This is a genomic window from Rhodoferax sp. LB1P47 (assembly GCF_056521445.1).
This window is the reverse complement of sequence record NZ_JBWMAU010000001.1, coordinates 101,071-115,994: the sequence shown is the minus strand read 5'-3', so window position 1 is coordinate 115,994 and position 14,924 is coordinate 101,071. Positions and strand designations below refer to the sequence as shown.

General features: G+C 62.4%; 13 protein-coding genes and 1 tRNA gene. 12 read left to right on the top strand and 2 right to left on the bottom strand.

The features are described 5' to 3' along the window. Positions 1–26: 26 nt before the first annotated feature. The 8 genes from orn (at position 27) to AC0969_RS00525 (ending at position 8,112) form a co-directional block, all read left to right on the top strand. On the top strand, positions 27–623 hold the full coding sequence (orn, locus tag AC0969_RS00560) for an oligoribonuclease (protein WP_479622812.1): 597 nt from the start codon (positions 27–29) through the stop codon (positions 621–623). Between the two features lie 219 nt (positions 624–842). Further along, positions 843–2,834 (top strand): DEAD/DEAH box helicase, encoded by a 1,992-nt coding sequence (locus AC0969_RS00555; RefSeq protein WP_479622180.1) that lies wholly within the window; start codon positions 843–845, stop codon positions 2,832–2,834. Between the two features lie 111 nt (positions 2,835–2,945). Next, positions 2,946–4,427, top strand: a complete 1,482-nt coding sequence (locus AC0969_RS00550) for a sensor domain-containing diguanylate cyclase (RefSeq protein WP_479622179.1) — start codon at positions 2,946–2,948, stop codon at positions 4,425–4,427. A 6-nt stretch (positions 4,428–4,433) separates the two neighbouring features. Beyond that, entirely contained in the window at positions 4,434–5,426 is a 993-nt protein-coding gene (gene tilS / locus AC0969_RS00545; protein ID WP_479622178.1) for a tRNA lysidine(34) synthetase TilS, read from the top strand. Positions 5,427–5,468: 42 nt separating this feature from the next. After that, a complete protein-coding gene (locus AC0969_RS00540; protein WP_479622177.1) occupies positions 5,469–6,737 on the top strand; it encodes an aspartate kinase in 1,269 nt (422 codons plus the stop codon). A 35-nt stretch (positions 6,738–6,772) separates the two neighbouring features. Next, positions 6,773–6,865 (top strand) — tRNA-Ser (locus tag AC0969_RS00535). A gap of 232 nt (positions 6,866–7,097) precedes the next feature. After that, positions 7,098–7,298, top strand: a complete 201-nt coding sequence (locus AC0969_RS00530; protein ID WP_479622176.1) for a hypothetical protein — start codon at positions 7,098–7,100, stop codon at positions 7,296–7,298. Between the two features lie 61 nt (positions 7,299–7,359). Then, entirely contained in the window at positions 7,360–8,112 is a 753-nt protein-coding gene (locus AC0969_RS00525; protein WP_479622175.1) for an alpha/beta hydrolase, read from the top strand. A 137-nt stretch (positions 8,113–8,249) separates the two neighbouring features. Here AC0969_RS00525 and AC0969_RS00520 read toward each other — a convergent pair whose 3' ends face one another. Beyond that, positions 8,250–9,083 (bottom strand): hypothetical protein, encoded by an 834-nt coding sequence (locus AC0969_RS00520; protein ID WP_479622174.1) that lies wholly within the window; start codon positions 9,081–9,083, stop codon positions 8,250–8,252. Between the two features lie 139 nt (positions 9,084–9,222). Here AC0969_RS00520 and AC0969_RS00515 point away from each other — a divergent pair, with 139 nt between their 5' ends. Continuing rightward, positions 9,223–10,776: a cryptochrome/deoxyribodipyrimidine photo-lyase family protein gene (locus AC0969_RS00515; protein ID WP_479622173.1), complete on the top strand. Its 1,554-nt coding sequence runs from the start codon at positions 9,223–9,225 to the stop codon at positions 10,774–10,776. 74 nt (positions 10,777–10,850) lie between these two features. Here AC0969_RS00515 and AC0969_RS00510 read toward each other — a convergent pair whose 3' ends face one another. Further along, positions 10,851–11,774: a LysR family transcriptional regulator gene (locus AC0969_RS00510; RefSeq protein WP_479622172.1), complete on the bottom strand. Its 924-nt coding sequence runs from the start codon at positions 11,772–11,774 to the stop codon at positions 10,851–10,853. A gap of 106 nt (positions 11,775–11,880) precedes the next feature. On the opposite strand from AC0969_RS00510, the gene AC0969_RS00505 reads away from it, so the two are divergent. From AC0969_RS00505 to leuD, 3 genes are read left to right on the top strand one after another with little or no spacing between them, the layout of a single operon-like run. Continuing rightward, positions 11,881–12,780, top strand: a complete 900-nt coding sequence (locus AC0969_RS00505; RefSeq protein ID WP_479622171.1) for an alpha/beta fold hydrolase — start codon at positions 11,881–11,883, stop codon at positions 12,778–12,780. Next, on the top strand, positions 12,777–14,195 hold the full coding sequence (gene leuC, locus AC0969_RS00500; protein ID WP_479622170.1) for a 3-isopropylmalate dehydratase large subunit: 1,419 nt from the start codon (positions 12,777–12,779) through the stop codon (positions 14,193–14,195). Before AC0969_RS00505 ends, leuC begins: the two co-directional genes overlap by 4 nt. After that, on the top strand, positions 14,188–14,820 hold the full coding sequence (gene leuD / locus AC0969_RS00495) for a 3-isopropylmalate dehydratase small subunit (RefSeq protein ID WP_479622169.1): 633 nt from the start codon (positions 14,188–14,190) through the stop codon (positions 14,818–14,820). The genes leuC and leuD overlap by 8 nt, the downstream gene beginning before the upstream one ends. Positions 14,821–14,924 lie beyond the last annotated feature (104 nt).

Genomic DNA, 14,924 nt, shown 5'->3' with positions numbered 1-14,924 from the left:
GCCGGGAGTGTAGGCCATCGGTGACAATGCGCTTTATGGCTGAAATTAACACCCACTCCCCTGTATTGCTGGCTAAATCGGACCAAAACCTGATCTGGCTGGACTGTGAAATGACTGGCCTGGACCCGGAGGCCGAGCGCCTGATCGAAATCGCCGTGGTCGTCACCGGCCCCAATTTGGAGCCTCGCATCGAAGGCCCGGTGCTGGTTATCCACCAATCTGATGCTCTGCTGGACAAAATGGATGCCTGGAACAAAGGCACGCATGGCCGCAGCGGCCTGATCGACAAGGTCAAAGCCTCTACCCTGACCGAGCCTGAGGCCGAGGCACAGATCATCGCCTTTCTCGCCCAGTACATCCCCAAAGGCACTTCGCCGATGTGTGGCAACAGCATTGGCCAGGACCGGCGTTTTCTGGCCAAGTACATGCCCCGGCTGGAGGCCTTTTGCCACTACCGCAACTTGGACGTGAGCACCCTGAAAGAGCTGGCCAAGCGTTGGCGGCCCGAGGTGGCGGCGGCTTTCAAAAAGCAGCAAGCCCACACGGCGTTGGCCGATGTGCATGAATCTATTGAAGAACTTGTGCACTACCGCACACACTTTTTGAAGATGGCAGCAGACTAATTAGGTAAAAACCCGAATTCGGGATATAATTCGAGGCTGCACTGGGAATGATAGAAATGTTCCAGGGCACTTTGCACATCTCCCTTCACACATCTGGCGCACAAAGTTGCGCCAACTAGTACCACCCTAATCGGTACTGGCTCCGTTTGATGGTTGATGTTTTTTAACCATTAACGGGGCGCGCTGCAGCCTTTGCGGTGTCCTCGTGTGAGTAATTAAATGAACGACTCTTTTGATGTCGCGGGTGATTTTTCGCCTGCCGCCGACCTTTCCTCCACCAACGACACCTTCGTGACCGAGACTTTGCTGTCTGTCGAAGGCGCTGACGTGGCTGTTGCCGCTGAAGCCGATGCGGCTCCCGCACTGCCTAACGGCTTTGTGACCCTGGGCCTGGCCCCTGAGCTGGTGCAAGCCGTGGCCGATCTGGGCTACACCCAGCCTACTGCTGTGCAAATGCAAACCATCCCTATGGCCATGCAAGGTGAGTCCGCTCGCTTTGTTGACCTGATGGTGTCCAGCCAAACCGGTAGCGGCAAAACCGCTGCCTTCCTGCTGCCCGTGCTGCACACCTTGCTGCGCCAGCAAGCCGAAGCCGAAGCCGCTGAAAAAGCCGAGTACGAAGCCGCTGTGGCCGAAGCCGAAGCCAATGGCGAACCCGCTCCTAAGCGCGCCAAGCGTAAAGACCCCACCAATGCCCGCAACTTCAAGGCCGCCACCCCTGGTGCCCTGATCTTGTGCCCCACCCGTGAGTTGGCCCAGCAAGTAGCCCACGATGCGATTGGCCTGGTGGCCCATTGCCGTGGTCTGCGCGTAGCCAACGTGGTCGGCGGTATGCCTTACCAGTTGCAAATTGCCAAGTTGCAAAACGCCAACCTGGTGGTTGCGACCCCAGGCCGTTTGCTCGACTTGCAGCGTTCGCAGCAAATCAAGCTGGACCAGGTGCAGTTCCTGGTGGTGGACGAAGCCGACCGTATGCTCGATCTGGGCTTCTCGGACGACCTTGCCGATGTCAACCAAATGACCATTGGCCGCAAGCAAACCATGATGTTCAGCGCCACCTTTGCGCCGCGCATCCAGCAACTGGCCCAGCGCGTGATGCGCGAACCCCAGCGCGTGACCATCGACAGCCCGCAAGAAAAACACCAGAACATCAAGCAAATCTTGTTCTGGGCCGACAACGCCCAGCACAAGCGCAAGCTGCTCGACCACTGGCTGCGTGACACCTCGATTGCCCAGGCGATCGTGTTTGCCAGCACCCAAATCGAGTGCGATGGCTTGGCCGCCGACCTGCAACAAGAAGGCTTCAGCGCCGTCGCATTGCACGGTGCCCTGAGCCAGGGTCTGCGTAACCGCCGCCTGATGGCCCTGCGCCAAGGCCAGGTGCAAATCCTGGTAGCAACCGATGTGGCAGCCCGCGGTATTGACGTGCCAAGCATTAGCCACGTGTTCAACTTTGGCTTGCCAATGAAGGCCGAAGACTACACCCACCGTATTGGCCGTACCGGCCGTGCCGGTCGCGACGGTATCGCCGTGACCTTCGCTGAAATGCGCGATCGTCGCAAGATTTTCGACATCGAAAGCTACAGCCACCAGCAGTTCAAGTCGGAAGTGATTCCTGGTATGGAGCCACAACAGCGCCAGCCTGATTCGCGTCCCCCACGCAGTGGTGGCGGTGGCGGTGGTTTCGGTGGTGGCAGCCGTGATGGCGCTCCCCGTGGCCGCAGCTTCGGCCCATCGCCACGCGGCAATGACCGTGGTGGCTTCGGTGGCGGCGGCAATGGTGGTGGTTTCGGCGGCGACCGTGGTGGTCAGCGCGACGGTGGCGGCTTCGGCGGTAGCCGTGATGGCGGTGCGAATGGTGGCGGCTACGGCGGCGCCAGCGGCTTCAACGACCGCAACAGCCGTCCCCCAGCCCGTACCGGTGGTGGCTTCCAAGGCAACCGTGACAACGGCGGCGGCTTTGGTGGCGACCGTGGTGCTCCACGTGGCGACTTTGCCCCCCGTGCTGACTTCGCCCCGCGTGGTGATTTCGCTCCCCGTGCCGACTTTGCCCCCCGTGGCGACCGTGCCGAGCGTGGTGACTTCAATGCACCCCGTCCCGCCTTCTCCAAGCCTGCTTTCAGCAAGCCCGGTGTAGGTGCTGGCAACGGCGGCAAGGTGTTTGTGCCCCGCGACACCAAGAAGCGTCTGGCCCCCAAGCCCGCACGTTGATTCGTAAGGTTTTGACCTTCTAAAAAAACCAGGCCCCTGCGGCCTGGTTTTTTTTTGCCCAAAGTGCACAGGCGTTCTATTTGCAAGCGGCTCCCCCCGCACAATAGCTGCATGGAGCTTATCAACGTGTCCCCCATCTCATCCCCCGCCGACTACACCCAATTGTTCGCGTTAGCCCCTGTTTCCCTGTGGCTAGAGGACTTCAGTGCACTGAAAAACCTGTTCGATCGCTGGCGTGCCGAGGGCGTTAGCGATCTGCGCGCCCATATGGCCGTGCACCCCGAATGTTTGGCCGAATGCGCCGCATCCTTGCAGGTGTTGGAGGTCAACCAGCGCACGCTGGAACTATTTGGGGCCAGCAGCCAAGCGCATTTGCTGGCCAATCTGTCGCAGGTGTTTCGTGGCGACATGCTGGACCACCTGGCGCAGCAGATGATTCCGATGTGGGACGGGTTGATGGGCTTTGCGGTGCAAACCGTGAATTACACGCTGGACGGTCGCCGGCTGGATGTCAAAGTGCAGGCCCGCGTGCTGCAAGGCCACGAAGACCGATGGGACCGCGTGATGATCTCCCTGCAAGACATCACTCCAGAATTGCAAAGCTCCACCTTGCTGGCCGCCAGCGAACAGCATGCGCGCAACCTGTTCGACTACTCCCCGGTGTCCCTGTGGGTGGAAGACTTCAGCGCGGTGAAGCGGCTGATCGACGAAGTGCGCATGCGCGGCATCGAAGATTTCCGCACCTTCATCAACGTGCACCCCGAATTTGTGTCGCGCTGCATGCAGGAAATCCGTGTCATCGACGTGAACCAGCAAACCCTGACCATGTTTGGTGCCCAGAACAAGGCCGAGCTGTTGGCCCGACTGGGCGATGTGTTCCAGGGCGAAATGCGCGACTCTTTTGCCGAGCAGCTGATCGAGCTGTGGCAGGGCAAGACCACGCTGATGCGCGAGGTGGTCAATTACCGTTTGAGCGGCGATTTGGTCAACATCCACATGCAGTTTGCCGTACTGCCCGGCTACCTGGCCAACTGGGACCTGGTGCTGGTGTCGCTGGTGGACATCACCGCGCGCAAAAAGGCCGAAGCCTACCTCGAATACCTGGGCAAGCACGATTCGCTGACGCAGTTGCGCAACCGCGCCTTCTACATGGACGAGCTGAACCGCCTGTCGCGCAAAGGCCCGTGGCCACTGAGCGTGCTGGTGATGGACCTGAACGGCCTTAAACAGGTCAACGACGAGCACGGCCATGTGGCGGGTGATGCGCTGCTGCGGCGCGCGGGTGAGGTGTTCAGCAAGGTGGCGGCTCCCCAGGCCTGCGCGGCCCGTACCGGCGGTGACGAATTCGCCATGCTGCTGCCCGGCACCGACGAGCGCGGGGCGCAGGCCACCATCGACCGCATCCACTCGATTCTGGAGCTGAACAACCAGTTCTACACCGGCCACAAACTCAGCATCGCCATCGGCATGGCCACCTGTACCGCCAGCGACCAGCTGGAAGCCACGCTAATCCGGGCCGACCGCGCCATGTATGTCGAAAAAACCCGCTACTACCAAGAGCAGCAGATCGAGCGGCGGGTGCCCGACCACTAAAGCACGATGGCCCACACACTGGTTGATGCGATACAGGCGTTTGCGCCAACGCTGCCATTCACGGTGGCGTTCAGCGGCGGTGCCGATTCCACCGCCTTGCTGCTGGCCTGTGCCGAGCGCTGGCCGGGCCAGGTGCAGGCCGTGCATATCCACCACGGCCTACAGGCGGCGGCAGACGATTTTGTGCGGCATTGCGAAGCCTTTTGTGCGGGCTTGCAGGTGCCATTGCAGGTGGTGCGCGTCCATGCCCAGCCCGCGCCCGGCGAGAGCCCGGAGGATGCGGCCCGCAAGGCACGTTACAAGGCTTTTAAGGCTCTAGCGCATATTCCATCTGCGCAAGTAGCTATCAAAACGATAGTATTGGCCCAGCACGCCGATGACCAGGTGGAGACCCTGTTGCTGGCCCTGAGCCGGGGCGCGGGCCTGCCGGGGTTAGCCTGTATGCCGTCACGTTGGATGCGCGACGGCATCCACTACCACCGCCCGCTGCTGGGCGTGCGGGCCGACCACATCCGCGACTGGCTGGCGCAACGCGGCGTGGCCTACGTGACCGACCCGACGAATGCCGACCAGCGCTTCACCCGTAACCGCATCCGGGCCCAGCTGCTGCCGGTGCTGGAGGCCGCGTTTCCAGCGTTTCGCGACACCTTTACCCGCAGCGCCGCCCATGCCGCCCAGGCGCAAACCGTGCTGGCGGAAGTGGCCGTGCAAGACCTGGCCGCCGTGGGCGATCCGCCTGTGATGGCTGCCTTGCAAACCCTGTCATTAGCCCGCCAAGCCAATGTGTTGCGCCACTGGCTCACCGGCACCCACCGCACTACACCCAGCACCGCGCAACTGCACGAGCTGCAACGCCAAATCGCCGCCTGCACCACGCGCGGGCACACAATCCATATCAAGGTCGGTGCGGGCTTTGCGGTACGGCGGGGCCTGTGGCTGGATTGGTACAATCCCAAGGCTTTGGGTACCGTTTCTGCGGCGCTTCCAAAGCCCTTGTAATTCATGCCTTTGGGCATCCACTTCTAGCGTCTTCTACATTCCATGGCATTGATCGTTCACAAATACGGCGGCACGTCGATGGGCTCCACCGAGCGCATCCGCCTTGTCGCCAAGCGCGTCGCCAAATGGGCGCGCGCGGGCCACCAGATGGTGGTGGTCCCCAGCGCCATGAGCGGCGAAACCAACCGCCTGCTGGGCTTGGCCAAAGAGCTGGCACCCGCCAAAACCACCGACGCCTACCAGCGCGAACTCGACATGCTGGCCTCCACCGGCGAGCAAGTCTCGGTCGCCCTGCTGGCCATTGCGCTGCAAGGCGAGGGCATGGAGTCGGTCAGCTACGCGGGTTGGCAAGTGCCTATTTTGACCAACAGCGCCCACACCAAGGCCCGGATTGAATCCATCGACGACCACAAAGTGCGCGTCGATCTGGCGGCCGGCAAGGTCGTCATCGTCACCGGTTTCCAGGGCGTGGACGAGGCGGGCAACATCACCACGCTGGGCCGTGGCGGTAGCGACACCTCGGCCGTGGCCGTAGCCGCTGCCATGAAGGCTGCCGAATGCCTGATCTACACCGACGTGGACGGCATCTACACCACCGACCCGCGCGTCGTGCCCGAAGCGCGCCGCCTGCACACCGTGGGCTTTGAAGAAATGCTGGAGATGGCCTCTATGGGCTCCAAAGTGCTGCAAATTCGCTCGGTCGAATTTGCGGGCAAATACAAGGTGCCGCTGCGCGTCTTGTCCAGCTTTACGCCCTGGGATATTGACATCGAGATTGAAGCCAAATCTGGCACCCTGATTACTTTTGAAGAAGACGAAAATATGGAACAAGCCATTGTCTCGGGCATCGCATTCAACCGCGACGAAGCCAAGGTCTCCGTGCTGGGCGTGCCCGACACCCCCGGTATCGCCTACCAAATCTTGGGTGCCGTGGCCGATGCCAACATCGAAGTCGATGTGATCATCCAAAACGTCAGCAAAGACGGCAAAACCGACTTCAGCTTCACCGTGCACCGCAACGACTTCGCCAAGACGGTCGATCTGCTGAAAGAGCAAGTGCTGCCCACGCTGGGTGCGTCTGAGATCATCGGCGACGCCAAGATCTGCAAGGTCAGCATCGTCGGCATCGGCATGCGCAGCCATGTGGGCGTGGCCTGCAAGATGTTCCGCTGTCTGTCGGAAGAGGGCATCAACATCCAGATGATCTCCACCAGCGAAATCAAGACCTCGGTGGTAATCGACGAGAAGTACATGGAACTGGCTGTGCGCGCGTTGCACAAAGCTTTTGAACTTGACCAGCCCGTGGCCTAAAAAACCACCCAAAGTCGTGCGATAATATTGGTCTTGGAGACGTGACCGAGTGGCCGAAGGTGCTCCCCTGCTAAGGGAGTATGGGACTTAAAATTCCATCGAGGGTTCGAATCCCTCCGTCTCCTCCAAGAACCAAATAAACAAGCGCCTTTCGGGGCGCTTTTTTATTGTTCCTACCATTGTTTCTACCAATGGCGGAAGCGGTTAATAAGTCACTCAATTCACAAAGTGTTGACTTTGAATTAACCAGTTAGGCGCGCATATGCCAACTTCAAACGGGCCGGTCTTATTCGCCAAGACGGTGCATCCAGCTACTGGCTGTGCTGGTCATTCTGGAGTTGGCGTCATCAATATGTTTTCATGCGCATCGACCACTTCCGGCTGCAACAGCAGGGCCACATCACCGTGGCGCTAGGTATCGTTGCACCGGAGAAGTTTCCCGTGTACCTGTTCGGCCACACCAAGGCTTTCGGCCATGGAAAGGCCTATGCCATCACGTGGTGTGTGCTGGTGGCGGTTGAGTTGTTGATGCTGCTGCAATGGCGCTGCGTACCGCCATGAACCGGGCTTTGTCCCTCGCTTGAAAGCACCTATGAACCGGACTTTTTTTTGCCGTTGGGCTATGGCTTTGTTGCTGGTCCTGGTTGGGCAAACGGTTCACGCCGAAGGCACGTTGTTCAAGGTGCCTACCCGGCCAGATGTGAAAACCACACTATTTTGGGAGCCTGTGCAGGGCGCAAAAGCCACCGTCTTCTTGTTTCCAGGCGGTGGTGGTGGCTTTGGCAAGGTTGAAAACGGCAATGCGACCGGCAACAACTTTCTGGTGCGCACGGTTTCCTACTGGATGGCCAACGGGTTCAACGTGGCGATTTTTGGCCGACCCAGTGATTCGGAAGACCTAGACTTCGGCGATCGGGTTAGCGACACGCACATGTCCGATGTGCGCGCCGTGCTGGACTTCTTGAAGACCCAGAGCGCCGCGCCGGTTTGGATTGTTGGTACTAGCAGGGGCACGATCTCTGCCACGGCGACCGCCATTTCCGCGCAGAGTGGCATTGCCGGGTTGGTGCTGACTTCCAGCATAGTCAACTTCAAGAAGCCAGGCGCGGTGCCTAAGCAGGATTTGGCCGCGATCAAGGTTCCGGTGCTGGTGTTTCACCACAGCAAGGATGCTTGCATCCACTGCCGACCAGACGAGGTGCCTGCGATCATCAAAGGACTCAGTAACGTTCCAATCAAGAAATTGATCTTTGTTGATGGCGGGGCGAACCCCACTGGAGACGTGTGCGCTGCGCAGCACTGGCATGGGTATATTGGCATGGAGAAGGAGGCAGTGGATTCAATCTCCAGCTGGATCAAAAATCCTGTGAACTGATTTAGCGCTATGGCACACCATCAAACAGGTTGCCCGCTCAAGGCAGCCTGAAGAACCAAATATTGGTCGTGCCACAAAGTCGTTTTGGGTGCGGTGTGTATAACGCGATGGGTTTAACTCACCTGAAGAAATAAACTTTAAGCCGATTGTGGTTGCGGATTTGCCATGCTTGCAGTGCTTCGCTGGATTTCAAAATACGGCAACAGCGCCCGCGCGGCTTCAATGCGCAGGTGCATTTCCAGGGCCGGGTCACCCATCACATCCAGCAAAAAGCGTTTTGGGTCCTGGCTACTTTCCGCACGTACTTCGCCGGTTTTTTGCGCGGTGCGGGTGCTGCCAGCCCTTTCGGTTGTGGGCGGTGCGGGGTGCGGTGTAGCGGGTTTGGCGGCAGTGTTGAGCCGGTCCAAAGCCATTTGAAAGTCAGCGGGCTTGGTGCTTTTCAGGCGCGATAGCACTTCGGCTTGGGCATCTGGGCTAGGGCATACGTCGAGCCAGGGTTCCTCGGAGAACACTGCGGCCAGATCAGGTGCGATGAAGGCCGACCATTGGCCTGTAACTTCTCTGAGAGCTGGCACCACCTTGGCGTGTTGGATAGGCTCTTGGGGCAATGCACCCAAGGACGGCTTCATATCGATACGTTTGGGCGCAATATGGCCCAGATACCGCAGGCGCAGCGACTCCAGAAAACTGCTGGCTTGCGCTGCGGGCACGGGCTCCGACAGAGAGAACCAAAGCTGAAAACCATCGATGCCCGATACGGCAATGGCCGGAGCGGGTAACTCCAGATCGACCTGCACCCCTTGCCACAGCGCCGACAGCGCATTCCAGTCGGCGGGCCGGGCAAGTTCCAAGACCATCGCGCGTACACCGCCGTCGGGGTTGATCAAGCCGGATTCTTCAGAATTAGCATCGTCGCCCTTTGCGTTGCTTGAGAGGTATAGGCGACGCAATTCGGCTTGTAATCTGTTCATGGCGAGAAATGGACAATGGATTGCCGCAAAGCGCCGACTCTACTTGAATTGCCCGCCGCGCTGACCCCGCCGATTTGGTTCCACTTTTCGAAATACCCCACTGGCACACCCCTACCCCTAAATCGGCGACAGTCTGGGCATGAACGTTGTTGTTTGGTTAAAAAAGGATTTGCGCAGTTGCGACCATGCGCCGCTGGCGACGGCTGCAGGCTTGCCCGGCGCGGCTTTGGCGGTGTATGTGGTCGAGCCCGAATGGCTAGCCAGCGCCGAGTGCGATGCCCAGCATGTAGCGTTCACTTTGGCCTGCCTGGCCGAGCTGCGTTTGGCGCTTGCGGCGCGCGGCCTGCCGCTGCTGGTACGGGTGGGGTCGGTGCTGTCGGTGTTCACTGAACTCCAACAAAGCTATGGCTTCCAGCACCTGCTGAGCCACGAAGAAACCGGCTCCGGCTGGACCTATGCGCGGGATCTGGCGGTAGCCGACTGGTGCCGCGCGCACGGCGTGCAGTGGCGGGAATTTGCCCACACCGGCGTGATCCGCCGCCTGCGTTCGCGCAACGGCTGGGCGGCGCGCTGGCAGCAGCGCATGGCGACACCGCAGGTGGTGATGCCTGCGGGCTGGGCCGGTGCGCGGGCAGCCATGCCGGATTTGCCTACGCTGGCCCAGTTGGGCTGTGCGCCCCACAACCGCCAAATACAAGCCGCAGGCGAGGGCGCGGCGCACGCCACCTTGCACAGCTTTTTACATTTGCGCGGCGGCGACTACCGGCAGTCGCTGTCCAGCCCCTTGACGGCCGAAGACGGCTGTAGCCGCCTTAGCCCCCACTTGGCGTTTGGCACGCTGTCGGTGCGGCAGGTTCACCAGGCCACCGAGGCACGCATTGCGCAGATCAAAGGCGCGGGCGACCCCGACGTTCGCCACTGGGTGGCGGCTTTGCGCGGCTTCTCGGGGCGGCTGCACTGGCACTGCCATTTCATGCAAAAACTGGAAGACGCGCCGCGCATCGAGTTCCAAAACTTCGCCCGCGTCTGCGATGGCCTGCGCGAGAACGACTTCAATGCAGCCCGTTTCGATGCCTGGTGCGCGGGCCAAACCGGCTACCCCATGGTCGATGCCTGCATGCGCAGCCTGCGCGCCACCGGCTGGTTGAACTTTCGGATGCGCGCCATGCTGGTGTCGTTTGCTTCCTACCACCTGTGGCTGCACTGGCGGGCCACGGGGCTGTTTTTGGCGCGGCAGTTTCTGGACTTCGAGCCCGGCATCCACTGGAGCCAGATGCAGATGCAAAGCGGCACCACCGGCATCAACACCCTGCGCATCTACTCGCCCACCAAACAGGCGCAAGACCACGACCCGGCAGGCGTATTCATCCGCCGCTGGGTGCCCGAGCTGGCCAATGTGCCCTTGTCTCTGCTGGCCACGCCGTGGCGCATGGGCGCGGCGCAGCAGCGCGCGGTGGGCTGTGTCATCGGCCAGGACTACCCCGCGCCCATCGTGGACGATGCGGTGGCGGTCAAGGCGGCCAAAGAGCGGCTGTATGGCCTGCGCGGCACGGCTGCATCACGCACCGAAGCGGATGCGATCCAGCACCAGCACGGCTCGCGCAAGGCCGGGTTGCCGCGCACCGGCATGGCCCGCAGCAAGCCTGCACGTGTGCTGCCGCCCTCGCCGCAGAGGGACTTGTTTGCGGATTAATTGCTATTATTAATATAGCTATAGCCGCAGGTATCCATTGCGCTAAAGGCCATTTTGGCTAAAATTTTAAGTCGTCACCACGGCCCCAGCGCTGCATCGCCCTGGGCACGGTAGGGGGCAAACTGGTCCCGCAAAAAGTCCACCAGCGCCCGGGTTTTGGCGGGCAGGTTGGGCTGGGCCTGGAACACCAGAAAGATGTCGGCGGCGGGCGGGCTCCAGCCGGGCAGCACGGCTTGCAACTGGCCCGCACGCAGCAGAGCCGCCGCCTCCCACTGCGAGCGCACCACAATGCCGTGCCCGTCCAGCGCCCAGGCCAGCGCCGAGGCCCCGTCGTTGGTCGACAGCGGGCCGCGCACTTTTACGCTCTCGCTGCGCGTGCCGTTGGACAAATGCCAGGTGCCAAAAATCTCGTTACCTTCGCGGATGAACAGGCAGGCGTGCTGGGCCAGCTCACGCGGCGTGGCGGGGGTGCCCGCGCGTTGCAAATAGGCCGGGGCGGCGCACAGCAGGCGGCGGTTGTGGGCCAGCAGCCGGGCCGTCAGGCGCGCATCGGGCAGCTCGCCAAAGCGCACCAGCAGGTCCAGGCCCTGCTCCACCAGGTGCAGCGGCTGGGCTGTCAGGTGCAGTTGTACCTCCACCTCGGGGAAGCTGCGGGCGAATTGCGACAGCGCAGGCACCAGGTGCTGGCGGCCAAAGCCCAGGGTGGCCCCCATGCGCACGGTGCCCTGCGGCGTGGCGCGGCTGCCGCTCACATTGCGCTCCAGGGCCCTCAGCGCTTCCAGCACCCGCGTGCCCTCCAGCAGATAGGTTTCGCCCTCGGGCGTGAGACTGGTGCGCCGCGTGGTGCGGTTTAGCAGGCGCACGCCCAGGCGCCGCTCCAGCGCTGCCAACCGCTTGCTGACAGCGGGCGGCGTGATGCCCAGCTGCTGCGCCGCCGCCGCCAGGCTGGGCTGCTGGGTCAGCAGCACAAAAAACGCCAGATCGGAAAATCCATCCATGGTGATTGTTAACTTTTAAGACTGTAAGAAGTAAATTTGCACATATTGTGTTTTACAGGTTCATGCGTAGCATAGCCCCAAGTTCCACACGACTGAAGACCACACCATGCAGCCACTGTTCCAAGGCTTTACCCAGCACGCCGTGCCCACCGACACCGGTATCCACATCCACACTCTGGTGGGCGGCAACGGCCCGCCGCTGTTGCTGCTGCACGGCCACCCGCAGACCCATGCCATCTGGCACAAGGTGGTGCCGGTGCTGGCGGCGCAGTTCAGCCTGGTGCTGTGCGATTTGCGTGGCTATGGAGATTCGTCCAAGCCGGTGGGCGATGCCGACCACGGCAACTACAGCAAGCGCGTGATGGCGCAGGACATGCTGCGGGTGATGCAGTCGCTGGGCCATGCTCGGTTCGATGTGCTGGCGCACGACCGGGGCGCACGCGTGGCGCACCGCCTGGCCGCCGACCACCCGCAAGCCGTGCAGCGCCTGGCGCTGCTGGACATTGCGCCCACCCTGGCCATGTACGCGCAAACCACCGAGGCCTTTGCCCGGGCCTACTGGCACTGGTTCTTTTTGATCCAGCCCGCGCCGCTGCCCGAGCGCCTGATCCAGGCCGACCCCGTCGCCTATATCCGCGATGTGATGGGCAGCCGCAGCGCGGGGCTGGCCCCGTTTGACCCGCGTGCGCTGGCCGCCTACACCCGCGCCCTGGCCCTGCCGGGCGCGGCCCACGGCCTGTGCGAAGACTACCGCGCCGCCGCCAGCATCGACCTGGAACACGACCGCGCCGATGTGGCCGCCGGGCTGCGTCTGCCCATGCCGCTGCTGGCGCTGTGGGGCGCGCAGGGCGTGGTGCACCGCTGCTTCCAGCCGCTGGCCGAATGGCAGCGCGTGGCCGATGACGTGCGCGGCGAGCCGCTGCCCTGTGGCCACTACATCGCCGAAGAAGCGCCCGAGGCCCTGCTGGCCAAGGTGCTGCCGTTCTTGGCCGGAGCCACGCTATGACGGCCCGCACCCTGTACCAAAAACTCGTCGCCAGCCACACCGTGGCGGTGCTGGACGCGCAAAACGTGCTGCTGTTTTGCGACCTGCACCTGATGAACGAATACACCAGCCCGCAGGCCTTTGCCGGTTTGCAAGAGCAAGGCCGTGGCGTGCCCATGCCGGGGCAAAACGTGGCGGTGGTCAGCCATGTGATTCCCACCACGCCGACGTCTTGGCGGGTGATTGCCGATGCCGCCCCAGCCCTGCAAGCCAGCAACTTGCAGCGCAATTGCGTGCGCTACGGCATTCCGCTGTTCGACACCAACGACGCGCTGCAAGGCATCGAGCATGTAATTGCCCCCGAACACGGCATGGTGCGGCCCGGCATGGTGATTTTGTGTGGCGACAGCCACACCACCACCTACGGCGCGCTGGGGGCGCTGGGCTTTGGCATTGGCACCTCCGAGGTGGAGCACGTGCTGGCCACCCAAACCCTGGTGTACCGGTTGGCGCAAGACATGCGCATCCGCATCGACGGCCAGTTGCCACCGGGCACCACGGCCAAGGATTTGATTCTGATGGTGATTGGCCAGATCGGTGCCCAGGGCGCGCGCGGCTTTGTGGTCGAGTTTTGCGGCAGCGCCATCGCCGCCTTGTCGGTCGAGGCGCGCTTCACCCTGTGCAATATGGCGGTGGAGGCGGGCGCACGCGGCGCTTTGATTGCGCCCGATGCCACGGCTATCGCCTACGTGCTGGCCCGCGCCCCGGATATCCAGGGCGCAGTGCAAGAGGCGGCTTTGGCCCACTGGGCCACGCTGCACAGCGACCCCGGCGCGGTGTTTGCCGTGGAGCACTGTTTCGATGCCCGCAGCGTGGCCCCGCACGTCACCTGGGGTACCAGCCCTGACCAGGTGGTGGCGATCGACGGCTGCGTGCCCCGGCCCGAGGCCCAGCCCGAAGGCCCGGTGCGCCGCAGCACCGAGCAGGCCCTGCGCTACACCGGGCTGGTGGCGGGCGCGGCCATTGCGGGTACGCCGGTGCAGCACGTGTTCATTGGCTCCTGCACCAACGCCCGCATCGAGGACCTGCGCGCCGTGGCCGCCGTGGTGCGCGGGCGGCATGTGGCTGCGGGCGTGCGGGCCATGGTGGTGCCGGGCTCGGGTGCGGTCAAACAGCAGGCCGAGCGCGAAGGCATTGCCCAGTTGCTGCTGGACGCGGGCTTCGAGTGGCGGCAACCCGGCTGCTCGATGTGCCTGGCGATGAACGGCGACCTGCTGGCACCCGGCGTGCGCTGCGCGTCCACCACCAACCGCAACTTCGAGGGCCGCCAGGGGCGCGGCGCCATCACCCATTTGATGGGCCCGGCCATGGCCGCCGCCGCCGCCGTCACCGGCTGCATCACCGATGTCCGCACCCTGGAGCTGCACCATGCTTGAGTCCAATCTGATCGAAGGCCGCATGGCCGCCATCCGCACCGAAAACCTCGACACCGACCAGATCATGCCCAAGCAGTTTCTGCACGGCATCGACAAATCCGGCCTGGCCCAGGGCCTGCTGTACGACCTGCGCTTTGACGGCCAGGGCCAGCCGCGCCCCGACTGCGTGCTGAACCAGCCCGCCTACGCCTCCACCCGGGTGCTGGTGGCCGGGGCCAATTTCGGCTGCGGCTCCAGCCGCGAGCACGCCGTGTGGGGGCTGCAGCAGTACGGCATCCAGGCGGTGGTTGCGCCCAGCTTTGGCGAAATTTTTTACTCCAACGCCATGAACAACCGCCTGCTGCTGGCCATGCTGCCGCAGGCGCAAATCGACGCGTTGGCGCGGGATGCCGACCAGCACGGCACGGTGCAGATCGACGTGCAGGCCATGCGGGTGCGCAGCGCCAGCGTGGACGCTGCCTTCACCCTGAGTGACCGGCACCGCCAGATGTTTCTGGAAGGGCTGGATGTGATCGGCCTGTCGCTCACCTACCAGCCGCAGATCCAGGCCTTTGCCGCGCAGCACTGGCAGCAGCACCCGTGGCTGCGCGATGTGGCCGCAGGCACGCGCCAGCGCTTGGGATAAATTTATATAAAAAGTGGCTCTGGCGCTTATTTGATAAGCGAGAATAGCTATAAAAAATATAGCTAATTCGGCGGTGACCTAGTCCCGTTACCATGCTTGGCGCG